General features: G+C 74.7%; 22 protein-coding genes. 13 read left to right on the forward strand and 9 right to left on the reverse strand.

The features are described from left to right. Positions 1-270: 270 nt before the first annotated feature. The 4 genes from ABZ573_RS27970 to ABZ573_RS27985 form a co-directional block, all read right to left on the reverse strand. The gene (locus ABZ573_RS27970) at positions 271-660 is read right to left on the reverse strand and encodes a DUF2267 domain-containing protein (RefSeq protein ID WP_151454687.1); all 390 of its coding nucleotides are present in this window, start codon (positions 658-660) and stop codon (positions 271-273) included. Positions 661-799: 139 nt separating this feature from the next. After that, positions 800-2,098, reverse strand: coding sequence for a hypothetical protein (locus ABZ573_RS27975; RefSeq protein ID WP_327031209.1), 1,299 nt, complete (start codon positions 2,096-2,098; stop codon positions 800-802). Between the two features lie 62 nt (positions 2,099-2,160). Further along, a complete protein-coding gene (locus ABZ573_RS27980) occupies positions 2,161-2,979 on the reverse strand; it encodes a sugar phosphate isomerase/epimerase family protein (RefSeq protein WP_358122002.1) in 819 nt (272 codons plus the stop codon). After that, positions 2,976-4,016 carry a zinc-binding dehydrogenase gene (locus ABZ573_RS27985; protein WP_358122004.1) on the reverse strand — a complete coding sequence of 347 codons (1,041 nt, stop codon included), beginning with the start codon at positions 4,014-4,016 and terminating at the stop codon, positions 2,976-2,978. The genes ABZ573_RS27980 and ABZ573_RS27985 overlap by 4 nt, the downstream gene beginning before the upstream one ends. Before the next feature lie 116 nt (positions 4,017-4,132). Between ABZ573_RS27985 and ABZ573_RS27990 the strand changes: the two genes are divergently transcribed. From ABZ573_RS27990 to ABZ573_RS28010, 5 genes are all read left to right on the forward strand, one after another. After that, positions 4,133-5,527, forward strand: coding sequence for an extracellular solute-binding protein (locus tag ABZ573_RS27990; RefSeq protein ID WP_358122006.1), 1,395 nt, complete (start codon positions 4,133-4,135; stop codon positions 5,525-5,527). Next, the gene (locus ABZ573_RS27995; RefSeq protein WP_358122008.1) at positions 5,524-6,486 is read left to right on the forward strand and encodes a sugar ABC transporter permease; all 963 of its coding nucleotides are present in this window, start codon (positions 5,524-5,526) and stop codon (positions 6,484-6,486) included. Before ABZ573_RS27990 ends, ABZ573_RS27995 begins: the two co-directional genes overlap by 4 nt. After that, positions 6,486-7,352, forward strand: coding sequence for a carbohydrate ABC transporter permease (locus ABZ573_RS28000; protein WP_132240245.1), 867 nt, complete (start codon positions 6,486-6,488; stop codon positions 7,350-7,352). Before ABZ573_RS27995 ends, ABZ573_RS28000 begins: the two co-directional genes overlap by 1 nt. Before the next feature lie 50 nt (positions 7,353-7,402). After that, a complete protein-coding gene (locus ABZ573_RS28005) occupies positions 7,403-8,002 on the forward strand; it encodes a GNAT family N-acetyltransferase (RefSeq protein WP_358122010.1) in 600 nt (199 codons plus the stop codon). Positions 8,003-8,097: 95 nt separating this feature from the next. Next, positions 8,098-8,703, forward strand: coding sequence for a class I SAM-dependent methyltransferase (locus tag ABZ573_RS28010; protein ID WP_358122012.1), 606 nt, complete (start codon positions 8,098-8,100; stop codon positions 8,701-8,703). 178 nt (positions 8,704-8,881) lie between these two features. Here ABZ573_RS28010 and eccB read toward each other — a convergent pair whose 3' ends face one another. Next, the gene (eccB, locus tag ABZ573_RS28015; RefSeq protein WP_327028076.1) at positions 8,882-10,267 is read right to left on the reverse strand and encodes a type VII secretion protein EccB; all 1,386 of its coding nucleotides are present in this window, start codon (positions 10,265-10,267) and stop codon (positions 8,882-8,884) included. 215 nt (positions 10,268-10,482) lie between these two features. On the opposite strand from eccB, the gene ABZ573_RS28020 reads away from it, so the two are divergent. From ABZ573_RS28020 to ABZ573_RS28035, 4 genes are all read left to right on the forward strand, one after another. After that, positions 10,483-10,752: a metal-sensitive transcriptional regulator gene (locus ABZ573_RS28020; protein ID WP_151454694.1), complete on the forward strand. Its 270-nt coding sequence runs from the start codon at positions 10,483-10,485 to the stop codon at positions 10,750-10,752. A gap of 136 nt (positions 10,753-10,888) precedes the next feature. Then, complete coding sequence (locus ABZ573_RS28025; protein ID WP_151454695.1) at positions 10,889-12,292, forward strand: MBL fold metallo-hydrolase; 1,404 nt, start codon at positions 10,889-10,891, stop codon at positions 12,290-12,292. Between the two features lie 135 nt (positions 12,293-12,427). Continuing rightward, positions 12,428-13,030: a rhodanese-like domain-containing protein gene (locus ABZ573_RS28030; RefSeq protein WP_151454696.1), complete on the forward strand. Its 603-nt coding sequence runs from the start codon at positions 12,428-12,430 to the stop codon at positions 13,028-13,030. Further along, a complete protein-coding gene (locus ABZ573_RS28035; protein WP_358122015.1) occupies positions 13,027-13,974 on the forward strand; it encodes a sulfite exporter TauE/SafE family protein in 948 nt (315 codons plus the stop codon). The genes ABZ573_RS28030 and ABZ573_RS28035 overlap by 4 nt, the downstream gene beginning before the upstream one ends. Here ABZ573_RS28035 and ABZ573_RS28040 read toward each other — a convergent pair. Beyond that, entirely contained in the window at positions 13,932-14,117 is a 186-nt protein-coding gene (locus ABZ573_RS28040; protein WP_358122017.1) for a hypothetical protein, read from the reverse strand. The genes ABZ573_RS28035 and ABZ573_RS28040 overlap by 43 nt on opposite strands. 122 nt (positions 14,118-14,239) lie before the next feature. On the opposite strand from ABZ573_RS28040, the gene ABZ573_RS28045 reads away from it, so the two are divergent. Together ABZ573_RS28045 and ABZ573_RS28050 are read left to right on the forward strand one after the other, a co-directional pair. After that, positions 14,240-14,953, forward strand: coding sequence for a spermidine synthase (locus ABZ573_RS28045; RefSeq protein ID WP_151454698.1), 714 nt, complete (start codon positions 14,240-14,242; stop codon positions 14,951-14,953). 607 nt (positions 14,954-15,560) lie between these two features. Next, entirely contained in the window at positions 15,561-15,737 is a 177-nt protein-coding gene (locus ABZ573_RS28050; RefSeq protein ID WP_192581396.1) for a hypothetical protein, read from the forward strand. On the opposite strand, the gene ABZ573_RS28055 is transcribed toward ABZ573_RS28050, so the two are convergent. Further along, positions 15,694-17,322, reverse strand: coding sequence for a glycosyltransferase 87 family protein (locus ABZ573_RS28055; protein WP_358122020.1), 1,629 nt, complete (start codon positions 17,320-17,322; stop codon positions 15,694-15,696). The genes ABZ573_RS28050 and ABZ573_RS28055 overlap by 44 nt on opposite strands. A 108-nt stretch (positions 17,323-17,430) precedes the next feature. Between ABZ573_RS28055 and ABZ573_RS28060 the strand changes: the two genes are divergently transcribed. Further along, positions 17,431-19,125: a long-chain-fatty-acid--CoA ligase gene (locus tag ABZ573_RS28060; protein WP_358122022.1), complete on the forward strand. Its 1,695-nt coding sequence runs from the start codon at positions 17,431-17,433 to the stop codon at positions 19,123-19,125. 133 nt (positions 19,126-19,258) lie between these two features. Here the strand turns inward: ABZ573_RS28060 and ABZ573_RS28065 are convergent, their stop codons facing one another. Then, complete coding sequence (locus ABZ573_RS28065; RefSeq protein WP_358122024.1) at positions 19,259-19,624, reverse strand: hypothetical protein; 366 nt, start codon at positions 19,622-19,624, stop codon at positions 19,259-19,261. 130 nt (positions 19,625-19,754) lie between these two features. Next, on the reverse strand, positions 19,755-21,572 hold the full coding sequence (locus tag ABZ573_RS28070; RefSeq protein ID WP_358122026.1) for an acyl-CoA dehydrogenase: 1,818 nt from the start codon (positions 21,570-21,572) through the stop codon (positions 19,755-19,757). Between the two features lie 494 nt (positions 21,573-22,066). On the opposite strand from ABZ573_RS28070, the gene ABZ573_RS28075 reads away from it, so the two are divergent. Then, positions 22,067-23,647 (forward strand): pectate lyase, encoded by a 1,581-nt coding sequence (locus ABZ573_RS28075; RefSeq protein WP_327028071.1) that lies wholly within the window; start codon positions 22,067-22,069, stop codon positions 23,645-23,647. Positions 23,648-23,708: the final 61 nt, after the last annotated feature.

Genomic DNA, 23,708 nt, shown 5'->3' on the forward strand with positions numbered 1-23,708 from the left:
CGGCGCGCGGTGGGGCGCGGGGGGCCGCCCGGGGCCCGGGGGCGCCGCCCGGGGGGGGGCGGCCCCCCGCCGCCCGGCCCCCACCCGGGGTGCGGCGCCCTCCGAGGCATCGGCGGGCCGACCGCGATCGGGCCGACCACCATGCTCCGGGAGGGGCCTCATGATCTGCCTATACCTTCGGGTCGGAAGCAGCATAAGGCTCGACGCCCGCCCGCGAGGATCCGCGTGGCGGGCCGCCGCGACGGTGCGTGGGCGGTGGCGGGTGGCCGGTCAGGCGTCGTCGGGTCGGGGGATCGGTTGGGTCATGCCGTCGAAGTCCCGGGGCAGCCGGGCCACCATGTCGCGGAACTCGTCGACGGTGACCGCCTCCCGCAGGGTGGCGAAGACGGCACCGGTTCCCGCCCGGGCGGTGGCCTCGTCCGTCCCGGCCCGCTCCCCCACCCGACGCACGAAGTCCGCCGGACCGGGCGCGCCGGGCGGGCCGTCGCCGGCACCGGGGCCCGCGAGGTAGCCGTCGAGTTCGTCGGGGAGGTAACCGGCCGTACCGCCGCTCATCCGTTCCACCATGGTCTGCAACACGGCGCGGGCGATCGTGGCGGCCTGGGCGGTGGGTAGTCCGGCGCGGCGCGACACCGCGTCGACGAAGAGGGGGAACCGCACGGCAGCCTCCTGTCGTCAGCGGCCCCACGCTTACCCGCGCCCGGCACCGGCAAACGACCCCGCCGTCCGGCCGACCCCGGGCGCGGGGCGGTCGACGGACGTCGTACCCGCCGGCTGACCGGGGACGACCCGGCCGGTGTCAGCCGGCCGGGTCGTCGGCGAGGACGTCGAGCAGCAGCGCGGCCGTCCAGCCGAACGCCGGTGAGCCCAGCCCGGCCCCGGTGTCCGGGTGGAAGTACTCGTGGCAGCCGGAGCGGGCCACCAGCTCGATCATCGAGTCGCGCAGGCCGGCCGCCAGGTCCGGGCGGCCGTGGCGCAGCAGCCCCCGGCGCACCAGCCAGTTGACGTTCATCCAGCTCGGCCCGCGCCAGTAGCGCAGCGGCTCGAAGTCCGGCGCGGTGCGGTCGTGGCTGGGCAGCGGCCGGTCCATCCGGGCGGCCAGCCCGAAGCGCGGCGAGCAGGCCTCGGCGACCAGCGCCGACACCTGCCGCGCGGGCAGGTCGGGCAGGACCAGCGGGGCCAGCCCGAGCACCGTCCGGGCCGGCACGAGGCGGTCGGCGCGCAGGTCCCGAGGGTGGAAGGTGCCCGTCGTCGGCTCGTACAGCCGGCGCACCAGGGCCTCGGTGATCCGCGCGGCGCGCTCCCGGTGCGGGCCGGGGTCGGCGCCGACCAGCGGCGCGATCCGGGCGAGGGCGTGCTCGGCGGCGCCCATGGCGGCGTTGACCAGCGGACACTCCACCAGGAACGGGTGCCGGCCGGCGAGGTCGTCGTCGCGGTAGCGGCGCTCGCGGTAGGACGCCACGATCGCGACGTAGCGCGCGTAGTCGAGGTCCGTGGGCCGGTGCGCGGCGTCGGCGTGCGCGGTGTCGTGCCGGCGGTACGCGCGCATGACGGCCGCGTCGGCGGGCACCGCCGCCATCGGCGCGTCCCAGGCGGGGCTGTTGTCCAGCCCGGACTCCCACGGGTGGACGATGCAGGCCAGCCCGCCCCCGCCGACGTCCCGGCGGGTCGCGAGGTAGCGCTGCTGGGCCACCAGCCGGGGATAGAGCCGGCGCAGCGCGGCCCGCGCCTGCTCCGAGGGGCACCGCCGGTACGCGAGCCAGGCGGCGGGCGCGTGCACGGGCGGCTGGATCAGCCCGGAGGTGGCGGCCGCCGGGGCGCCCTCGGCGAGCCCCGACTCCCAGAACTCCGGCCCGGGGAAGTACGAGCCGACCCGCAGGGCCGGGTTGAACACGATGTGCGGCACCCGCCCGTCGACCCACTGGGCGCGGAACAGGCTGGCCAGCTCGCACCAGGCGCGCTCGGGGCGGACGTGGGACCAGCCGATCGCGATGAATGCCGAGTCCCAGCTCCACTGGTGCGGGTAGAGGGTGCGCGAGGGCACCGTGTGGTCGTGTTCCCAGTTGGCGTCGAGGGTGGCGACGGCGAGGCGGCGCAGGGCCCCCCGGTCGTGGGCGCCGGCGTCGACGGCGGTGGGCGGGCCGCCGGCGGTCCCGGTGCTCACGCCGCCGCCTGCCGGGGCTGGGCGTGACGCAGCACGGCGGCGGCCTGGTGCAGGGCGCGTACGGGGTCGCCGCGCAGCCGGCACTCCAGCGCCAGCCAGCCCCGGTAGTCGAGCTCCAGCAGGGTGCGGAGCAGCGCCGGCCAGTCGAGGTGCCCGGCGCCGGGCTGGTGGCGGTTGGAGTCGCTGACCTGCACGTGCCCGAGGTACGGGGCGGCGGCGCGCAGCGCCCGGTGCACGTCGTCCTCCTCGATGTTCATGTGGAAGGTGTCCGCCACCACCCGCACCGTGGGCAGCCCGACGGCCGCGCAGAGGGCGACCGCGTCGGCGAGCCGGTTGACCATGTGGTCCTCGTACCGGTTGAGCGGTTCCAGGAAGAGGGTGACCCCCTCGGCGCGGGCGTGCTCCCCCAGCTCGCCCAGGGCGTCGACGAGCACCTGCCGGTCGGCGGCGGGTGGGCGGGGCGGCTCGAACGGCGGCAGCCGCCGGGAGAACATCCCCCACGCGGCCGGGGTCATCGCGCCGACGCCGCCGAGCTCGGCCATCACGGAGAGCTGGGAGCGCAGGTTGTGTACGGCGTCGCGGGAGCGCTCGGGGTCGAAGTCGCCGATGAAGTGGTCCATCTCCACGCAGACGGTGGGCATGACCACCCCGGCGGCGCGGGCCCGGCGCAGCTCGGGCAGCCGGCGGGCGAGGCCGAGGTCGCCGGAGCCGCGCAGCTCGATCGCGTCGTAGCCGAGCGCGGTGGCGAGCGCGTACTTCTGGATCAGGTCGGTGCCCGGCAGGAGCTGCTCCTGGCAGGCCAGGGGAATCGTCATGGGAACCTCAGCACCACTTGGAGGGCGTCCGCGTCACCGCGGTCGAGCAGCGCCAGCGCGTCGGCCACCGCGCTCGCGTCGACGACGTGGCTCACGAGCGGCAGCGGGTCGACGCTGCCCTCGGCCACCAGGTCCATGAAGGTGTGTGCGACGCGGGCCCCGGTCCACCGGCCGGCCATGCCGGGCGCCGGGGTCGGCCCGCTGACCTGGGCCGCCACCAGCTGGATCCGGTTGTGGTGGAACTCCTCACCCAGGCCGAGCCCGTCGGCCTGTCCCTGGTAGAAGCCGGCGGCCACGACGCGACCGGCGTGAGCGGTGGAGCGGATCGCCTCGTGCAGCGCCGGGTACGCCCCGGACAGTTCCAGGCAGACGTCCGCGCCCCGGCCGCCGGTGGCCCGGCGCAGCACGGCCGCGGCGGACTCGGCACCCGCGTCGACGACGATCCGGGCGCCGAGTCGGCCGGCGTGCGCCAGCCGGGCGGGCACCCGGTCGACGGCGACCACGCGTGCGCCGGAGAGGGCGGCGAGCCGGGTGGCGAGCAGCCCGATGACGCCTTGGCCGAAGACCGCGACCCAGTCGCCCAGGTGCAGGTCGCCGGCGAGCACGGCGGTGAGGGCGATCGCCCCCGGGCGGGCGAAGACCGCCGCGAGGGGATCCAGCCCGGCGGGCAGCGGGTGCACCGTGTCGGCGGGCACGACGGCCTCGGCGCGGTGCCCCCAGATGCCCCAGACGACCTGCCCGGCGCGCCGGTCGGCCACGTCGGGCGCGACCTCGACGATCTCGCCGACCTCCTCGTAGCCGAAGCCCACCAGCGGGTACGGCACCGCGGTCTGCCGGGGCACGAACATCCGGCTGACGTCGTCCCAGTCCTTGCTCAGCCGGGGGTTGCTGCCCCGGTAGAGGGTGAGTTCCGTGCCGGCCGAGATGCCGGAGTAGCAGGTGCGGACGCGGACCCGACCGGGGCCGAGCGGATCCGGGGGGCAGGGCTCGAGGCTGATCCGTCGGGGCCCGGCGAGTGAGACAACCCAGTTGACCATGAGTCACATCCCGGTAGCACTGGGCTCCATCGTAGGCAATAAATCGGCATATGTCTTGTAATTGATCAATCGAAGGGGTTGAATCCCTTGTATACCCTTCGAGAGGAGTGCCACCGATGTCAGCACCTCCGATGCGGATACTCGCCGCCACCCTGATCATGGCAGTCACCGGGGCCGGTCTGCTGGGCTGCGGCGACGAAGAATCCGACAGCGACAGCAGGAAGATCACCGTGTGGAGCCTGGAGGACGTGGCCGACCGGGTCACCGCCACCAAGGCGATCATCGCGGACTTCACCGCCAGCACCGGCATCACCGTCGACCTCGTCACCGTCAACGAGGACCAGTTCCCCGCCCTGATCGCCACCAGCGCCGCCGCCGGCGAACTGCCCGACGTGGTCGGTTCGGTGTCGCTCGCCGGCGTGCGCACCCTCGCCGGCAACGAACTGCTGCACTCCTCGGCGAACGCGGAGGTCGTCGAGAAGCTCGGCAGGCAGACCTTCTCGCCGCGGGCCCTGGAGCTGACCGCGGACGACGGCACGCAGCTCGCCGTGCCCAGCGACGGCTGGGGCCAGCTGCTCGTCTACCGCAAGGACCTGTTCGCCGCCGCCGGGCTGCCCGCCCCCGACACGTACGAGAGGATCGCCGCCGCCGCGACGAGGCTCAACACCGGCGGCGTCGCGGGCGTCACCGCCGCCACCGCCCCCGGCGACGTGTTCACCCAGCAGACCTTCGAACACCTCGCGCTGGCCAACAACTGCCAGCTCACCGACGACTCCGGGGCCGTGAAGCTGGACTCCCCGGAGTGCGTCGAGGCGTTCCGGTTCTACGGCGACCTGATGCGCACCAGCTCGGTCAGGGGCGCGCAGGACGTCGACACCACCCGGGCCACCTACTTCGCCGGCAAGGCGGCCATGCTGGTCTGGTCGCCGTTCATCCTCGATGAGCTGGCCGGCCTGCGCGACGACGCCAGGCCGACCTGCCCGCAGTGCCAGGCCGACCCGGCGTTCCTCGCGAAGAACAGCGGCTTCGTCACCGCGATCAAGGGCCCGAACGGCGCCGAACCCGCCCAGTACGGCGAGATCAGCTCCTGGGCCGTGCTCGACGGCGCCGCCGCCGACCCGGCGAGGTCCTTCGTGGAGCACATGCTCGGCGACGGCTACCCGCGCTGGTTCGGCATGTCCCCCGAGGGGCGCTTCCCCGTCCGCAAGGGCACGCTTCAGGAGCCGGAGAAGTTCCTCACCGCCTGGAACACCAGCCAGGCCGGCGTCGACACCAGGAAGCCGCTCGCCGAGGTCTACGGCGAGGAGGTGCTCGCCAGCCTGCGCCGCAGCCCCGACACCTTCCAGCGGTGGGGGCTCACCCAGGGCCAGGGCAAGCTCGTCGGCGCGATCCTCGGCGAGCTGCCGGTGCCCAAGGCCCTGAACGACGTGGTCGCCGGCAAGACCGACGCCGCAGCGGCCGCCGGACGGGCGAAGAAGGACGTGGAGGCGATCAAGGCGGGCGTCAATTGACCACCGCCCCACCGGACACCGGCCGCTCCCCCGCCCGGGAGCGGCCGGCCCCGGCCCGCCGCCGCAGACCACTGACCCTGCGCCGCCGCGAGTCCCGCGCCGGGCTCGCGCTGGTCGCCCCGACCCTGCTCGTCGTGGTCGCCGTGATCGGCATCCCCATCGTCTGGACCGTCGTGCTGGCCTTCCAGCGGGTACGCCTGGCGACGCTGCGGCGTACCGGGCTGTTCGGCGAGTTCACGATGGACAACGTCCAGCGGGTGCTGAACACTCCCGGCTTCGCCGACACGCTGTGGACCACGCTGGTCTACGCCGTGGCCAGCACCGCCGGCTCGATCGTGCTCGGCCTGGTGGCGGCGCTGGTCGTCCGCCGGCCGTTCCGGGGTCGCACCCTGGTGCGCGCGTCGATGCTGCTGCCGTACGTGGCGCCGGTGGTCGCGGTCACCTTCGTCTGGCAGGTGATGCTCGACCCCCAGCTCGGCATCGTCAACGACTGGGGCCGGCGGTTCCTCGGCTGGGACACCCCGGTGCCGTTCCTGTCCCAGGAGTCGACGGCTCTGGCCACGGTCGTCGCCTTCGAGGCGTGGCGCTACTTCCCCTTCGCGTTCCTGTTCCTGCTCGCCCGGCTCCAGGCGGTGCCGGGCGAGTTGGAGGAGGCGGCCCGGGTCGACGGGGCCACGCCCACCCAGCGGTTCCGGCACATCCTGCTGCCGCAGCTGCTGCCGGTGATCGGCCTGCTGGGGGTGCTGCGCTTCATCATGACGTTCAACAAGTTCGACGACGTCTACCTGCTCACCGGCGGGGCCGCCGGCACCGAGGTGGTCAGCGTCCGGGTCTACGAGTTCCTGACCGCGCGTACGGACATCGGCGCGGCGGCGGCGCAGGCGGTCGTGCTCGCCGTGGTGCTCATCGTGTTCGTGGTGGTGTACCTGCGCTTCTTCGGCGGACGGAGGGACGGCTGATGGACCGGGACCGGATCGAGACGGTGGGCCTGCGCTGGCTGCGCCGGCTGGTGATCGCCGCGTTCCTGCTGGTCACCGTCTTTCCCTTCTACTACATGCTGGTGCTCTCGGTGCGCCCCATCGAGCGACTGCTGCTCGACCCCGGCTCGCTGGTCGTGGGGCTGGGCGAGCTGACCTTCGACACGTACGCCGAGGTGGTGAAGGCCGTCGACGACGGCGGCCAGGGATTCCTGACCTTCATGCGCAACAGCGGCCTGGTCGCCGTCGCGGCGACGCTGCTGACGCTGGCCGTGGCGATCCCCGGCGCGTACGCGGTCGCCCGGCTGCGGTTCTTCGGCCGGCGGCAGGTCGACTTCCTCTTCCTGGCGGTCTACCTGTTCCCGTCGATCGTCATCGCCATCCCGCTCTTCGTGGTCTTCACCCGGGCCGGGCTGCGCGGCTCGCTGCTCGGCCTGGTGCTGGTCTACATCTCGCAGACCCTGCCGGTCTCGGTCTACATGCTGCGCAACTACTTCGAGACGATCCCGGTCAGCCTGGAGGAGTCGGCCGCCATCGACGGCGCCGGGCGGCTCGGCATCATCCGCCGGGTAAGCCTCCCCCTGGCGGCGCCGTCCATCATGGCCGTCGCCCTGTACGACTTCATGATCGCCTGGAACGAGTTCCTCTTCGCCCTGCTGTTCCTGGTCGACAAGCCGCACCGGTGGACGGTGTCGCTGGGGCTGGCGCAGCTCGCGGACGGCGTCGAGGTGCCCAAGACGGTCCTGATGGCCGGCTCGGTGATCCTCACCCTGCCCATCGTGATCCTCTTCTTCGCCAGCGAGCGCCTGCTCACCGAGGGGCTCACCAGCGGGGCGGAGAAGGGCTGAGGCGGCGGGCGGGGTTGCCGCGCGGTGGGCGCTGACCGAGGATGGGCCGGGTGGATGCCTCCCCCGGCGCGGTCCCCGACGACGACGCGCCCACGGCTGCCCCGCCCGCGGTCGGGATGCGGCTGCGCGACGTGGAGCCGGGCGACCTCGACGCGTACGTGCGGATGCGCTGCGATCCGGCCGTGATGGCGGAGCTGGGCGGCCCGCAGCCGCGTGAGCGCGTGCCCGCCCAGCTCCGGCGTGACCTCGAGACCGTCCGGGACGGTAGCGCCTGGATCAAGATGATCATTACCGGCGACTCCGCGCAGGTGGCGGGGACGGTGACGCTGTACTCCCACGGGGGCGTCTCCGAGATCGGCTGGATGGTCGTGCCGGAGTTCCAGGGCAGGGGCCTGGCGGGCAGAGCCGTCCGCGCCGTGCTCGCCCTGGCCTGGGCGGACGGCCGGTGGGGCCTCGTCCACGCCTTCCCCGCCACGACCAACGCCGCGTCGAACGCGATCTGCCGGTCGGTCGGCTTCGCCCTCGTCGGCGAGGAGCAGACGGAGTTCGCCGGCCGCCTCTTCCGCACCAACCACTGGGTCGTCGATCCGTCGGCCGGCGCTGCCGGCTCGCCGGTGGGAGGCCCGGGCGGCGACGTCCCGCCGGCCTGAGCGGCCACGGTTTCCCCGGCCCACGGCACCGGCGGGGCATCGCCCCGTCCGCCCCGCCCCCCGGGGAGCACCGGGGACCCGGCTACGGTGGCGGCATGGCAAACCCGACCCGTTGGGAGACCGAGACCGGTCCGGAGCACTCGCAGTGGTACATCGACCGGTTCCGCCGGCTGGCCGCCGAGGGGGCCGACCTGGCCGGCGAGGCCCGCCTGCTGGACGCGCTGGTCGCACCCGGGTCCCGGATCCTCGACGCCGGCTGCGGCACCGGCCGGGTGGGCGCGGCGCTGGCCGCCCGGGGCCACACCGTGATCGGGGTGGACGCCGACCCGGCGCTGGTGGATGCCGCCCGCACCGACCACCCGGGCCCGCGCTGGCTGGTCGCCGACCTGGCCGAGCTGGACCTGGCGGCGGCCGGCGAGCCGGAGCCGTTCGACGCGGCGGTCGTGGCCGGGAACGTGCTGGCCTTCGTCGCCCCCGGCACCGAGCGGGAGGTGCTGCGCCGCGTCGCCGCCCACCTGCGCCCCGACGGCGTGCTGGCGGTCGGCTTCGGCACCGACCGGGGCTACCCGCTGACCGGCTTCGACGCCGACGCGGTGGCCGCCGGCCTGCGGCTGGAGCACCGCTTCGCCACCTGGGACCTGCGTCCGTGGCGCGACGACGCCGACTTCGCCGTCACCGTGCTGCGCCGCCCCGCCGACTGAGCCCCGCCCGGCCGAGCCCGACCGGTTCGCCCTCGCCGAGGCCACCCGAGGTCGCGGCGCGGCTCCGGCGGGGGGCACGGTGCCGGACCAGCCGGCGGCGCGACTCCGGCAGAGGCACGGCACCGGCCCAGCCGGCGGCGCGGCTCCGGCACTGGCACCGGCCCAGCCGGCGGCGCGCTCAGGCGGGGGCGGCGACGACCCGCGCGGCTGCCGGGTCGAGCGTGGCGCCGGCGGGCACCAGGGCGACCAGGCTGGCCGGCAGCCGCACCGGCCGCACGTCGCGGTAGCCGAGCGTGCCCAGCACCTCGCCGCCGGCAAGGACGTAGCGTCGGCCCAGGTCGGTGACCACGGAGACCGCGCCGCCGGTCGCACCGGGCGCCGCGACCGCCTCGACCACCGCGCCACGGCCCGGCTCCACCACGACGTGGTCGGCGCGCACCCCACCCCCGGCCGCCGGGACGGTGCGCGGCGCGGCGGCGAGGTCGGGCAGCCGTACGCCGAGCCGGACCTCCGTGACGCCACCGTCGTCGCCCACCCGGGCGCAGAGCCCCGCCCCGTCGGAGGCGGCCAGCCGGGGCGGCGCGGTCGGCGGTGCCGTGGGCCCCGTCGGGGCCAGGTCGGGCAGCTTGGGCAGCGCCGCGAACCGCCCGAGCGTGATCGGCTCCGGCTCGCCCTGGCCGGTGCGGGCCAGCAGCAGGCCAGCCTGCAACTCGGTGATGCCGGCCAGGCCGTCCCGCAGCGCGACGGCGTACTGCCGGCCACCCCCGGAGTTGCGCACCAGGTAGACGTCGCCGATCCGCGCCCCGGACACCCGCGCGGAGCGCTCCCCCTCGGCCGGCAGGGCGAGCGGGGCGAGGTCGACGCCGGCAGGCAGGCTGTTGAGCAGGGCCGGGGCCGCCGGGACCGCCCGGGCCCGGGTGGCCGCCAGGGCGGCCAGCACCCGGTTGGTGTCACGCACCAGGTAACGGCGCTGGTGCCAGACGAGGTGCAGCCCGCCGTCGGGGTGGCGCAGCAGCAGCGCGTCCTCGCCGAGGGCCCGGCCGCCACCGGCGGTCACGCCGATCAGCAGCGCGGAGCGGGGCGTCGTCCGGTCGGCCTCGCCGGCGGCGGAGCAGACCGTCCACGGCGCGGTGGAGAGCCGGCCCCTGGCGGGCAGCGAGTCGGGGGCGTCGGCGATGCCCAGCGGCAGCCCGCGCGGCACCCCGTCGATGGCGCGACGGGAGACGAGCACCGTCTTCGGCCGCTCGGCACCGATGATCAGCAGGGCCGAGGCGTAGTTGAGCACCGGGTGCAGCTTCTCCTCCCGGTAGACGAACCGGGCCCCGGACTCCTTCTCCACGATCACCGCGCCCGGGTCGCGCCACGTGCTGCCGCCCCCGGTGAAGAGGCCGTAGAGGGCGAAGCCGCCCAGGCCGATGGCCGCGACCAGCACGCTGGCCAGGCCGGCGCCGGCGAGCCGTCGGAACGGCGACTGCGCCGGGTCGGTCTCCCGCATCACCAGGGCGGCGACGGCCCGCTGGACGGTGAACTGGTACGAGTGCAGCTGGTCCTGCCGCGACGGCATCGCGTCCCTTCCGATGGGCGGTCGGGGCACAGGATAAGCGTTGCGTCGATGCCCCGAGGACCCTGCGTCGCGGCGGCGCCGGGATTCCCGGTGCCTGGGCCCCGCCGGAGCGACCAGGATCACCGCGCGGACGCGTACGCCTCTCGCTTAAGGGGATAGCATGGGCACGTACGGGTACCCCCGGGGGTATGCCGGAGAGAGGGAGGAGGCGCGCGGTGAAGCTGCGACCCGAGATGACGAGCGACGCCCTGACCCGCCTGAAGCGGGCCCGGGGCCAGCTCAACGCGGTCATCGAGATGATGGAGACCGGCCAGGACTGCCGCGAGGCGCTGACCCAGCTCGCGGCGGTGTCGAAGGCGATCGACCGGGCCGGCTTCAAGATCATCGCCTCCGGCATGCGCCACTGCACCGCCGCCCGCGAGCGGGGTGACTCCCCGGAGATGACCGAGGAGGAGCTGGAGAAGCTCTTCCTCGCCCTCGCCTGACCACCACCGGAAGAAACGCACCGCACACGTTGCGTGACAGCGCCGTGTGCGGGTAGACAGATTGCACACGTCAACACCCCCGACGTGTGTCCGCCGCATACCCCCCGGGGTATTTGATCCCACAAGGAGCACGGCAATGGCAGTTGAGGTGTCCGTCATCGCGACGTCCTCGCTCGGCGACCGCAGCTACCTGGCCTCCGACGGCACGGTGGCGATCGTGGTCGACCCGCAGCGCGACATCGACCGGATCCTGTACCTCGCGGGCGAGAAGGGCGTACGCGTCACCCACGTGGTGGAGACCCACATCCACAACGACTACGTCTCCGGCGGCCTGGAGCTGGCCCGGCTGACCGGCGCCCGCTACCTCGTCGCCGCGGACGACGAGGTCGACTTCGACCGGACGCCGGTCGCCGACGGCGACACCGTGCCCGTCTCCGGCGCGCTGCGGCTGCGGGTGCTCGCCACGCCGGGACACACGTTCCACCACCTGTCGTACGTGCTCGACGAGGCCGACGACTCCGGCTGGCGCCCGGTCGGCGTCTTCACCGGCGGCTCGCTGCTCTTCGGCACCACCGGGCGCACCGACCTGCTCGGCGGGGAGCACGCCCACGAACTCGCCCACCACCAGCACGCCTCGGCCCGGCGCCTGGCCGACCTGCTGCCCGACGGCGCCGAGGTGTGGCCCACCCACGGCTTCGGCAGCTTCTGCTCCGCCAGCCAGGCCGACGCGCCCGAGTCGACAATCGGCCGGGAGAAGCGGGCGAACCCCGTGCTGCGACTCGCCGCCGACGAGTTCGTCACCGAGACCCTCGCCGGGCTCGACGCCTACCCGGCGTACTACGCCCACATGGGGGTGGCGAACCTCGCCGGCCCGGCGCTGGTGGACCTCACCCCGGTCGCCAGGGCCGACGCCGCCGAGCTGCGGGAGCGGATCGCCGCCGGCCAGTGGGTCGTCGACCTGCGCCACCGCAAGGCGTACGCCACGTCGCACCTGGCGGGCACGGTCGCCCTCGGACTCGACGGCCCGATGTCGACCTGGCTCGGCTGGCTCATCGACTGGGGCGCGCCGCTCACCCTGCTGGCGGAGACCGAGGAGCAGGTCGCCGACGCCCAGCGCGAACTGGTCCGCATCGGCATCGACCGGCCGGCCGCCCAGGCCACCGGCGACCCCGACCGGTGGACCACCGGGCCGGGACAGCTCCGCGAGCTGCGGATGGCCGACTTTCCCGCGCTGGCCGCCGCCCGGGCCGGTGACACCCCGGCGGGGCTGCCCACCCCGGACGTGGTGCTCGACGTCCGGATGACCAACGAGTGGACCGCCGGTCACGTCGAGGGCGCCGTGCACATCCCCCTGCCCGACCTGCCCGGGCGCCTCGCCGAGGTGCCCGCCGGCACCGTCTGGGTGCACTGCGGCTCCGGGTACCGGGCCACGGTCGCCGCGTCCCTGCTGGCCAACGCGGGCCGCGAGGTCGTCGTGATCGACGACAAGTTCGGCCGGGCCGGAGCCGCCGGAGTCGCCATGAGCCCCGGCGACGCCTGACCGACCCCGCACCGCCGACCCCGCCCCCTGCGTACGCCACCGGTCGTCCGCGCGGCGACGCGCGCCCGCCGCCGAGCGGCGCCGGTCCGGCTCACCCTGCCCTTCCACGGGCGATCGACCCCTGAACGAGGAGCGATGACCACCTCACCGAGCGCCCTGCCCACCCTCGACGCCGCCACGCTGCGCGAGCTGATCGACTCCGGCCGCGCTCCGCGCATGCTGGACGTGCGCACCCCCGCGGAGTTCGGGACGGCCCACGTCCCCGGCGCCCACAACGTGCCGCTCGACGTGCTCAGGGAGCACCGCGAGGAGCTGCGGCGGCACCTCGACGAGACGGTGGTGCTCATCTGCCGCTCCGGGGCCCGCGCCACCCGGGCCGGGCAGGCTCTCGCGGGCGTCGGGCTGCCCGACCTCAGGATCCTCGACGGCGGGATGACCGCGTGGCAGGCCGCCCGGGGACCGGTCCGACGGGGCACGCCCCGCTGGGAGCTGGAGCGGCAGGTCCGCCTCGTCGCCGGCTCGATCGTCCTGCTCAGCGTCCTCGGTTCGGTGTTCGTACCCGGCCTGAAGTGGGTCGCCGGCCTCATCGGCGCCGGCCTCACCTTCGCCGCCGTCACCGACACCTGCGCGATGGGCATGCTGCTCGGCAGGCTCCCCTACAACCGCGGCGCGAGCTGCGACGTGGAGACCGTCGTCGGTCGGCTCGGAGACCACCCGACGCCCCGGCCCCTGCCGTGACCGGCAGCCTCGCGCTGACCGTCGGGCTGGCCGTCCTCATCGGGACGAGCCTCGGCCTGCTCGGCGGCGGCGGGTCCATCCTCGCCGTGCCGCTACTGGTCTACGTGGCGGACCTGCCGGCCCGCGAGGCGATCGCCACCTCACTGCTCGTCGTCGGGGTGACCAGTGCCGTCGGCGCGCTGCCGCACGCCCGGGCCGGCCGGGTCCGGTGGCGCACCGGCCTGCTCTTCGGGGCCGCGGGCATGGCCGGCGCGTACGGCGGCGGACGCCTCGCCGCGTTCGTCCCGCCCGCCGTCCTGCTCGCCGGCTTCGCCGTCATGATGATCGCCACCGCGACGGCCATGCTGCGGGGCCGACACGACGGCCCCGGGCGGCAGCGGCGCGAGCTGCCCGTGGCGCGGGTGCTCCTCGACGGCGTCGTGGTCGGACTGGTCACCGGGCTGGTCGGCGCGGGCGGCGGGTTCCTGGTGGTGCCGGCCCTCGCGCTGCTGGGCGGCCTGCCGATGCCGGTCGCGGTCGGCACCTCGCTCGTGGTCATCGCGATGAAGTCGTTCGCCGGGCTGGCCGGCTACCTGTCCACCGTCGACATCGACCCGGGCCTGGCCACCGCCGTCACCGCCGCGGCCGTGCTCGGCAGCCTGGCCGGCGGCCGACTGGCCGGACGCGTCCGCGAGGACGTGCTGCGCCGGGCGTTCGGCTGGTTCGTGGCGGCGATGGGCGTGTTCGTCCTGGCCGGGCAACTGCCCGCACACCTGCGGACGGACCCCCTGCTGTGGACCGTCGCCCTGGTGACGGCGGCTACGGCGGTCGCGGTCGTGCGGTGCCGCCGCTTCGGCCGACCCGGCCACCGGGACCGGCCCGACCATCGGAGCCCACCCGACCGGCGGGACCGGCCCGACCGTCAGAGCCCACCCGACCATCGGGACCGGCCCGACCGGACGTAGCGGAATTGCACGTCCGACAGGCAGACCTCCGCCGCCTCGACCCTGACGCGCACCTGACCGTTCTGCGGCCCGGGCACCGGCACCGACTCCATCCGCAGCGCCCGTTCCGTCAGGTGCAGCCGTCCGGCCAGCGTGTCCGCCACCGCGCGCCCCCTGCCCGGCCCCCGGTCGGGTGGCCCTCGACGGGTGGGCATACCCGGCCGGGCGGGAGGAATGGCGTGCCGGCCGCCGGCGCCCGGGGCGGCGGCGGGTAGCATCCGGGCCCGTGGGCGTGCGATTCGAGGAACTGGCCTGGCGGGAGACCCCGATCGGCCTTATCAGCCTGCGCCGGCGCCGCGACCCGTCGCTCGACGTCGAGGTGTACGAGGTCAAGCTCGACGACGAGTACCTGATGTCCAGCCTCTTTCCCGTCGCGGAGATCGAGCTGGCCCGGCTGGGCCTGGCTCCCCTGTCCGGGCAGGGGCTCGACGTGGTCGTCGGCGGCCTCGGCCTCGGCTACACCGCCCGCACCGCGCTCTCCGACGACCGGGTCGGCTCGCTGGTGGTGGTGGAGGCGATCGAGGACGTCATCGACTGGCACCGCCGGGGGCTGCTGCCCTTCGCCGCCGGGCTGGCCGCCGACCCGCGTACCCGGTTCGTGCGGGCCGACTTCTTCGCCGCGGTGGCCGACGGCACCGGCTTCGACCCGCGGGAGCCGGGGCGGCGGTTCCACGCCGTGCTGCTCGACGTGGACCACTCGCCGCGCAACGTGCTGCACCCCGGCCACGCCCCCTTCTACACCCCCGACGGCCTGCGCCGGCTCGCCGCCCACCTGCACCCGGACGGGGTGTTCGCCCTCTGGTCGGACGATCCGCCCGATGCCGACTTCGAGGCCGTCCTCGCCGAGGTGTTCCGCACCGCGCGGGCGCACGTCGTCCCGTTCGCCAACCCGCTGACCGGCGGGCAGTCGGCCAACACCGTCTACGTCGCCCAGCGCTGACGCGGTCACGGGCGCCCCGCCGAGCGGCGCCCGGAACGCTGCGCCGCTTGGACGAGAGCCGCGGAAACGGGACGGCCCCGCTGCCCCACAGGGCGAGGTACACCGACCTGAACAGCGGACGCCGCGCCTGATCGGGACGGACGCTTGCCGCCCGCACCGCCACATCCATTCGTGATCTTGGACAGTTGTCGTTACCTGAGGACGACAACTGTCCAAGATCCATCCTGTCGGCCGGCGGCGGAGCGGCCGGCCGACACACGTCCGCCGGCACCGACGAGCCAGGTAGCCGGATGGTCGGCGGACCGCCGAGGCCTTCCGGCGCGGAGGAGGTCGGCGGACCGCCGAGGCCTTCCGGCGCGGAGGAGGTCGGCGGACCGTCGCGGCCCTGCGGGCGTGCGCGGCGTACTCCCGTACCGCCGGTCTCCGGGCGGCGCTGGACGCGGTGCTGGCCGACGCGGCGGCCCGGACCACGACGGTGATGTCAGCGAAATGTGCGCCACCGGCGTGCCGCGCGAGGACTTCGCCGGTCGTGGCGGCATGGCCGGGTGCGGGCCGGGAAGGCAGACGGCCAGGCCGCGCCGCGCGGCCGGAGTCACGGGAGGTGGACATGCGAGCCATGCTCTGGGCCGTCGGCGTCGTCGCCGGCGCGCTCATCCTGCTCGGGCTGCTGCTGGAGGCGGTCCGCTGGCTGGTGATCATCGGCGTGGTGGCGCTGGTCGCGGTCGTCGTCATGGGGGTGGTCAAGGGCCGGCGGGCGGTGCGCCATTCCGCCGGGCACCGCTGACGGCGAGCGCGGCGGCCAACTCCTCGTCGTAGGTCGCGATCGGGCGCCCGTCGGCCGCGTAGGCGACCAGCCGGCCGTGGGTCATGGTCGCCGACCGGAACGAGAACGTCCGGGGGCCCGGGTAGGGCGCGAGCAGTGGAATGGCCCGGGGCGCGCCCCCGGGGGCGGAGTGGTATTCCAGCCGGGCGACGGCGGGCGACACCACCCCGTTGACGCGGACCTTGGTCTTCTCCCTGCGGGTGCCGAAGGTGACCGGCGCGTCCGTGCCGTATGCGGCGCACTCCGCCGGGCCCCGGCAGACGAAGAAGTAGCGCGGGTTGGCGACGTCGGAGAGCGCGTACGCCTTGAAGGTCGGATCGGCGCCGGCGGGCAGCGGCTGCACGGCGAAGAACGCCACGGCCAACGCGGCGGTCGTGCCCACCCGCAGCCAGCCGCGGGTCGCCGGGGTCCGTCGGCCCGCGCCGGCCGCGGCCAGCGCCGCCCCGCCGAACCCGGCGAGGCAGAGCACAGCGACGCCGAGGGCCCGGGCGTTCTCGAGGAGGAACTGCACCCCGGACGTGGTCGAGACCGGCCTGAGCGCCACCCCCAGCGAGACCACCATGGTCACCAGCAGGGCGCCGCCGGCGACCCGCCGGGCGACCCCGTCGGCCCCAATCAGCAGCATCGCCGCCAGCACCGGCCAGATCTGGTGGTGCGTCCAGGACACGGGGGACGCGGCGACGGTCGCGCAGCCGACGAGCACGGCGGCGTGGCCGGGGCGCCCGTGCGCGGCCAGGTGCCGGGCCCGCAGCAGGGCCACCGCGCAGACGGCGGCCACCAGGGCCGCCCAGAGCAGCGGGAGCGACGCCTGGTCGAGGCCGAGGCGCAGCAGCATGCCGTGCACCGACTGGTTGCCCAGCGAGGCCAGGTTGCCGATCCGGGACGTGTTGCGCACCGCCTCGGTCCAGTAGGTCCAGCTCTCCGCCGGGAGAACCACCGCGCCCAGCGCGGCGCAGGCCAGGAACGTGACGACGGCCCGCCCGGCGTCCCGGTAGCGGCCCGTGACGAGGAAGTAGACAACGAACAGCAGCGGGGTCAGTTTGATCGCGGCGGCCACCCCGACGAGGACGCCCCGCAGCCGGGCCGGGGGGACGCCCATGCCGTCGAGCAGCGCGAGCAGCACGATGAAGACGCTGACCTGGCCGAAGCGCAGATTGCTCTGCACCGGCGCGGAGAGCATCAGGGCGCAGGCGACGGCCGGCACGACCAGGTGCCGCCGAGGCCCGCCGGCCAGTACGCGGCCGACCGGCACCGCGATGGCGACCACCGCGAGGCAGATCAGCGCCAGCCAGACCCCCTGCACGACCCCCTCGGCGACGGCCGAGACCGGCCAGAGCACGAGCGCGGCGAACGGCGGGTAGGTGAAGGGGCCGCCGTTCTCGGCGGCGAACTCGTACAGCGGCCGGCCGGCCTGCAGGTGCAGCAGTGCGCCACGATAGATGTGCAGGTCGGAGAGGCGGTCGGGGCGGAGCGTGACGAGCGCCGACGACGCGGCGGCGAGCAGGGCGAACACGGACCAGAGCGCCACGACCCGTCGATCCCGCACCGTCGGAGTCTACGGCCGGGGCCGGTCGGACGGGGGGATCCACCAATACCTACGCAGCCGTAGGTTACCGTTAAGTAGGAAGCGGTCCGGCGCGGGCGGAGGAGAGACATGGACCTGAGTGCCGAGCGGCCCTGGCTGCGCAGCTACGCCCCGGGCGTGCCGGCGACCGTCGCGCCCTCCGACGAGTCGCTGGTCGACCTGCTGCGCGACGCCGCCCGCCGCTTCGGTCCCCGGATCGCCCTGGACTTCTTCGGCGCCACCACCACTTACGCCGACCTGGACGACCAGGTGGGCCGGGGGGCCGAGGCGCTGCGCCGGCTCGGCGTCGGCCGGGGCGACCGGGTGGCGCTGGTGCTGCCGAACTGCCCGCAGCACGTGGTCGCCTTCTACGCCGTGCTGCGGCTCGGCGCGGTGGTGGTCGAGCACAACCCGCTCTACACCGCGCAGGAGCTCACCCGGCAACTCGCCGACCACGGAGCCCGGGTCGCGGTGGTCTGGGACAAGGTGGCCCCTCTCGTCCGCGACAGCGCGGGCGCGACGGCCGTCGAGATCGTGGTCGCGGTGGACCTCACCCGGGCCCTGCCCCGGCGCAAGCGCTGGGCGCTGCGGCTGCCGCTGGCCCGGGCGCGGGCCACCCGCGCGGCGATGACCGGGCCCGCGCCCGGTGCGCTGTCCTGGGAAGGGCTGGTGGCCGCGGCCACCCCCCTCGACGCCGCGCATCCCGCCCCCGGGCCGGACGACACGGCGCTGTTGCAGTACACGGGCGGCACCACCGGCACGCCGAAGGGCGCCATCCTGAGCCACCGCAACCTGCGGACCAACGCGGCGCAGGGCCGCGCCTGGGTGCCGGGCCTGCGCGACGGCGAGGAGACGGTGTACGCGGTGCTGCCGCTGTTCCACGCGTACGGGCTGACGCTCTGCCTCACCTTCTCGGTGGGCATCGGCGCCACGCTGGTGCTGTTCCCCCGCTTCGACCTGGACCAGACGCTGGCGGCGGTGCGTCGCCGGCCGCCGACCTTCCTGCCCGCCGTCCCGCCGATCTACGAGAAGCTCGCCACGACCGCCCGGGAACGCGGGATCGACCTCTCCTCGGCCCGGTACGCCATCTCCGGCGCCATGGCGCTGCCCCCGGCGACGGTCGAGCTGTGGGAGTCGGTCACCGGCGGGCTGCTCGTCGAGGGCTACGGCATGACCGAGACCTCCCCCGTCGCGCTCGGCAACCCGGTCTCCCCCGCCCGCCGGCCGGGCACGGTCGGCGTGCCGTTCCCGTCCACCGACATCCGCATCGTCGACCCCGAGGACCCGTCGCGCGACCGCTCCCCGGGTGAGGCGGGCGAGCTGCTGATCCGGGGGCCGCAGGTGTTCGCCGGCTACTGGAACCGCCCGGCGGAGACGGCGGCGGCGCTGCTGCCCGACGGCTGGCTGCGCACCGGGGACGTCGTGGTGGCCGACGCCGACGGCTTCGTCCGCGTGGTCGACCGGATCAAGGAGCTGATCATCACCGGCGGGTTCAACGTCTACCCGTCGGAGGTGGAGGACGCGCTGCGCCGCGTTCCCGGCGTCCGCGACGCCGCGGTGGTCGGCCTGCCCGGCGAGCACGGCGGCGAGGAGGTGGTGGGGGCGGTCGTCCTGGACGAGGGCGCCGAGCCGCCTGACGAAGCGAGCCTGCGGGCGGCGTGCCGGCGGCACCTGGCCGGGTACAAGGTGCCCCGCCGCGTGGTCGTCGTCGAGGACCTGCCCCGCTCCCAGATCGGCAAGGTCCTGCGCCGCGAGGTCCGCGACCGGCTGCTCGTCGACGGCTGAGACCGCCGGGCCCGGCGCTCCGGTGGTGGGTGAGGCGGTGTCGTGGGCCGGGCGGTGCAGCCGCGGGTGGTGCGGATCGGGGCGGGCGGCCGGCAACCCGTCGGGCGGCACGGTCGCCCCGGCTGCCGCGCGGTCAGGCGACGGGTGGGCCGGCCCGCAGGACGCGCCGGGCCCGGCGGCGGTCGAGCCACCGTGGCTCGGGCGGGTCCGTCGGATCGACGCCGGTGACAAGATCCAGCAGGATCAGCGCCCAGAAGCCGGCCGCGCTGAGCATGTTGCGGGCCCGGCCCGGCTCCGGCGCTCCCGGCGGCAGCACGACCTGCGCCCACCGCCAGGCCACCCAGGCGGTCTCCCGGTCCGGGTGGTGCCGACCGGAGCGGCTGAGCAGCCGGACCTCGCGTCGCGCGGGAGCCGGCAGCCGCCACCAACGCCGCAGGGTCTCCAGCCGTTCCTCGGCTCCGTCTGCGGGCGGCGGAACGGTCACGTCACCGGGGTTCATGGCTGGCAAGGATAGGCGGGCCGCGCACCGACCAACCCGGCGGGACCGCGCTCCCTGCGGGGGCCGGTGGGACAGCGCTGCCTGCGGGGCGGCGGGACCGGCCGGGGGCGGCGGGACCGGCGAGGGCGGGTCAGAACCAGTCGTCGCGCATCTCCAGCGTGGTCCGGTCGAGGCTGTCCAGCAGGTCGAACTGCGGCCCGGTGCGGGGCAGCTCGTGCCGGAAGAAGTACCGGGCGGCCTGCCGCTTGCCGGCGTGCAGGTCGGCGTCCGGGCCGTCACCGGGGCCGCCGGCTGCCTCGACGACGAGAAGCTGCTCCAGCCACATCCACGCGATCACCACGTGGCCGACCGCCTCCAGGTAGACGCTGGCGTTGGCCAGCGCCACCTCCGGATCGCCGGTGCTCCACAGTCGCCGGGTGACCAGGGCGACCCGGTCGAGGGCGGCGCCGAGCGGGGCGGCCAGCTCGGCGGCCTCGCCCCCGGCCTTCCACGCGCGGCTGGTCGTGGCCCGGACCGTCTCCACCAGCAGCGCCAGCCCGGCCCCGTCGCGCATGGTGACCTTGCGCCCCAGCAGGTCCAGCGCCTGGATGCCGTGGGTGCCCTCGTGGATCGGGTTGAGCCGGTTGTCGCGCCAGTGCTGCTCGACGTCGTAGTCGCGGGTGTAGCCGGAGCCGCCGTGCACCTGGATGGCCAGGTCGTTGGCGGCCAGGCACCACTGCGACGGCCAGCTCTTCGCGATCGGGGTGAGCACGTCCAGCAGCAGCCGCGCCCGCTCCCGGTCCGCCGCGTCCGGCGCGGTCTTCTCCTCGTCGAGCAACCGACCGCAGTACAGGACGAGCGCCAGGGCGCCCTCCACGTAGCTCTTCTGCGCCAGCAGCATCCGGCGCACGTCCGGGTGGGCGACGATGGGCACCTGCGGCGTGGCCGGGTCCTTGTCGGCCAGCGGTCGGCCCTGTGGCCGCTGGCGGGCGTACGCGAGGGACTTGAGGTAGCCGGTGTAGCCGAGGGCGGTGGCGCCGGCACCCACCCCGACGCGCGCCTCGTTCATCATGTGGAACATCTGCGCCAGGCCCTGGTGCGGCTCGCCGACCAGGTAGCCGACCGCGCCGGGGCGCCCGCCGGGCCGGTGCACGCCCTCGCCGAAGTTGAGCAGCGTGTTGGTGGTGCCCCGGTAGCCCATCTTGTGGTTGAGGCCGACCAGCACGACGTCGTTGCGGGGGCCGAGCGCGCCGTCGTCGCCCAGCAGCACCTTCGGGACGATGAACAGCGAGATCCCCTTGACCCCGGGCGGGCCGCCGGGGATCCGGGCGAGCACCAGGTGGACGATGTTCTCCGACAGCTCGTGGTCGCCGCCGGAGATCCACATCTTGGTGCCGTGCAGCCGGTACGTCCCGTCGTCCTGCGGCTCGGCGCGGGTGGTGATGTCGGCCAGCGAGCTGCCGGCCTGCGGCTCGGACAGGCACATCGTGCCGAAGAAGCGCCCCTGCACCATCGGGCGGACCCAGGTGTCGATCTGCTCGGGGCTGCCGTGCGCCAGCAGCAGATTGGCGTTGCCGAGGGTCAGTAACGGGTACGCCGAGGTGCCGGCGTTGGCGGCCTGGAGCCAGGCGAAGCAGGCGGCCCGTACGACGTGCGGCAGTTGCATGCCGCCGACGGACGCGTCCATGCCAGCGCCCAGCAGCCCGGTCTCGGCGAAGACGTCGAGAGCCTCCTTGACCTGCGCGATGGTGTGCACCCGGCGGCCGTCGAAGGTGGGCTCGGCGAGGTCGGCTGCCCGGTTGTGCGGGGCGAACCGCTCGACCGCGACCCGCTCGGCGAGCTCCAGCACGGCGTCGAAGGTCTCCCGGGAGTGCTCGGCGTAGCGGTGCCGCTCGGTCAGCCGGGTCACGTCCAGCCAGTCGTGCAACAGGAAGCGCAGGTCGCGACGGGAGAGCAGGGTGGACGACACGGGTCTCCTTCCGTCGACGGGCGGGCCGTCGGCCGCGGCGCGGCCCGGCGATGCCCTCGCGCAGGTCATCCTGTCTGATCCGGCCGGCCACCGCATCACCCGACGCCCATGCCCCCGCTACCGGCGGCGGCGCGGACGGCGGCTGTCGTGATGGGCGGAGCAGGGCATCACACCGCAATCCGGACAGGTTCTTGCCATATCGATAGACAGGTCCCTATCCTCGCTGGAAAGCGCTTTCCGGGCACGGGCGACGGCATCACGACAGGCGGAACGGGCGGAGCACGATCACGGCGGCCTCGCGGCCGACGACCTCGACGGTCGAGGCCGGGCGGAACCGCCGACCCGCTCCACATCGAAAAGAAACACCCCCACAGCCGGGTCGACGAGCGACCCGTCCGGCGGCCGGCGGCACGGCGGGAGCCTCGACGGCCCCGCCGGCCGGACGACGGCACGTGGCAGCAACACCCGGCATTTCATACGAAGGTGAGGCAAGGATGAGACGACCAGTCGCACTGCGACTCCAGGTGGCACTGGCCACGACAGCCGTCGGGGCCGCGCTCGGCGTGGCGGTCCTGCCGATGCAGCAGGCGTCGGCAGCCGCCGGTGCCGCCACCGGCTATGCGACCCAGAACGGCGGCACGACCGGCGGCGCGGGCGGGCAGACGGTACGGGTCAGCACGGGCACCGGGATCCACACGGCCCTGTGCACCCGGGCCAGCAGCAGCACCCCGATCATCATCGAGGTGCAGGGGACCATCAACCACGGCAACACCGCCAAGGTGTCGGGCGACAGCTGCAACACCGCCGCCGGCGTGATCGAGCTCAAGCAGATCAGCAACGTGACGATCATCGGGGTCGGCAGCGGAGCCGTCTTCGACCAGCTGGGCATCCACATCCGTGACTCCAGCAACATCATCATCCGGAACGTGACGGTCCGGAACGTCAAGAAGTCGGGCTCGCCCACGTCCAACGGCGGTGACGCCATCGGCATGGAGAGCACCGTCCGCAACGTCTGGGTCGACCACGCCACCCTGGAGGCCTCGGGCGGGGAGTCGGAGGGGTACGACGGCCTCTTCGACATGAAGGACAACGTCCAGTACGTGACGCTGTCGTACAGCATCCTGCGCAACTCCGGCCGTGGCGGCCTCATCGGGTCCAGCGAGAGCGACCGCTCGAACGGCTTCGTCACGTTCCACCACAACCTGTACGAGAACATCGACTCCCGTACGCCCCTGCTGCGCGGCGGCATCGCGCACATCTACAACAACCACTACGTGAGCCTCCACGAGTCCGGCATCAACTCGCGGGCCGGGGCCAGGGCCAAGGTGGAGAACAACTACTTCCGGAACTCCAAGGACGTCCTGGGCACCTTCTACACCAGCGAGGCCGGCTACTGGCAGGTCGCCGGCAACGTCTTCGACAACGTGACCTGGTCCAGCCGCAGCGGCGACCACAACCCGGCCGGCCCGAACCCGGTGTCCAACACCAGCGTCAGCATCCCGTACTCCTACAGCCTGGACGGGGCCGCCTGCGTGCCGGACGTCGTCCGCCAGACGGCGGGCGCCAACACCGGCCTGCGGGAGTCGAACGGCAGCTGCTCGCCGCAGACGCCGGCACCGACGCCGACCACCCCCACCCCGGGGCCGACCACCAGCCCGACGCCCGGGCCGACCAGCAGCCCCACCCCTGGGCCGACGAACCCGCCCAGCGGGAGCAACCTCAGCATCGGCGCCGGCTCCGACGGCTCCAGCAAGGCCGACGGCACGAGCTACGGCAACGTGCGCGACGGCAGCCTGAGCACCCACTGGTCGCCGTCGGGCGCGACCGGCGACATCTCGATCAAGTGGGGTTCCGCCACCAGGGTCGCCCGGGTCGTCATCCGTGAGCCGTCGGGCACCCAGGGCAGCATCGGGTCCTGGCAGCTCGTCAACAACGGCACCGGCGCCGTCCTGGCCTCCGGCAGCGGGGCGGGCGTCATCACCTTCACCGCGACGTCCCTGACCAAGATCACCTTCAGGATCACCGGTTCGAGCGGCGCGCCGAAGGTCGCCGAGTTCGAGACCTACGCCAGCTAGTTGCCAGCTCCCGCTGCCGTCCGGGACCGGCGACCCGGGCCCGGACGGCAGCGGCGACCCA

This window comes from Micromonospora sp. NPDC007220, assembly GCF_040634035.1.
GTDB classification, from domain to species: domain Bacteria; phylum Actinomycetota; class Actinomycetes; order Mycobacteriales; family Micromonosporaceae; genus Micromonospora; species Micromonospora reichwaldensis.

What these genes read in the sequence shown, in the direction of transcription:
- eccB (WP_327028076.1), bottom strand. Translation starts at nt 10,267, where the DNA reads ATGCCGTCGCGGCAGGACCAGCTGCACTCGTACCAGTTCACCGTCCAG.
- ABZ573_RS28060 (WP_358122022.1), top strand. Translation starts at nt 17,431, where the DNA reads ATGGACCTGAGTGCCGAGCGGCCCTGGCTGCGCAGCTACGCCCCGGGC.
- ABZ573_RS27985 (WP_358122004.1), bottom strand. Translation starts at nt 4,016, where the DNA reads ATGGTCAACTGGGTTGTCTCACTCGCCGGGCCCCGACGGATCAGCCTC.
- ABZ573_RS28030 (WP_151454696.1), top strand. Translation starts at nt 12,428, where the DNA reads ATGACCACCTCACCGAGCGCCCTGCCCACCCTCGACGCCGCCACGCTG.
- ABZ573_RS28050 (WP_192581396.1), top strand. Translation starts at nt 15,561, where the DNA reads ATGCGAGCCATGCTCTGGGCCGTCGGCGTCGTCGCCGGCGCGCTCATC.
- ABZ573_RS28000 (WP_132240245.1), top strand. Translation starts at nt 6,486, where the DNA reads ATGGACCGGGACCGGATCGAGACGGTGGGCCTGCGCTGGCTGCGCCGG.
- ABZ573_RS27990 (WP_358122006.1), top strand. Translation starts at nt 4,133, where the DNA reads ATGTCAGCACCTCCGATGCGGATACTCGCCGCCACCCTGATCATGGCA.
- ABZ573_RS28010 (WP_358122012.1), top strand. Translation starts at nt 8,098, where the DNA reads ATGGCAAACCCGACCCGTTGGGAGACCGAGACCGGTCCGGAGCACTCG.
- ABZ573_RS27980 (WP_358122002.1), bottom strand. Translation starts at nt 2,979, where the DNA reads ATGACGATTCCCCTGGCCTGCCAGGAGCAGCTCCTGCCGGGCACCGAC.
- ABZ573_RS28075 (WP_327028071.1), top strand. Translation starts at nt 22,067, where the DNA reads ATGAGACGACCAGTCGCACTGCGACTCCAGGTGGCACTGGCCACGACA.
- ABZ573_RS28025 (WP_151454695.1), top strand. Translation starts at nt 10,889, where the DNA reads ATGGCAGTTGAGGTGTCCGTCATCGCGACGTCCTCGCTCGGCGACCGC.
- ABZ573_RS28065 (WP_358122024.1), bottom strand. Translation starts at nt 19,624, where the DNA reads ATGAACCCCGGTGACGTGACCGTTCCGCCGCCCGCAGACGGAGCCGAG.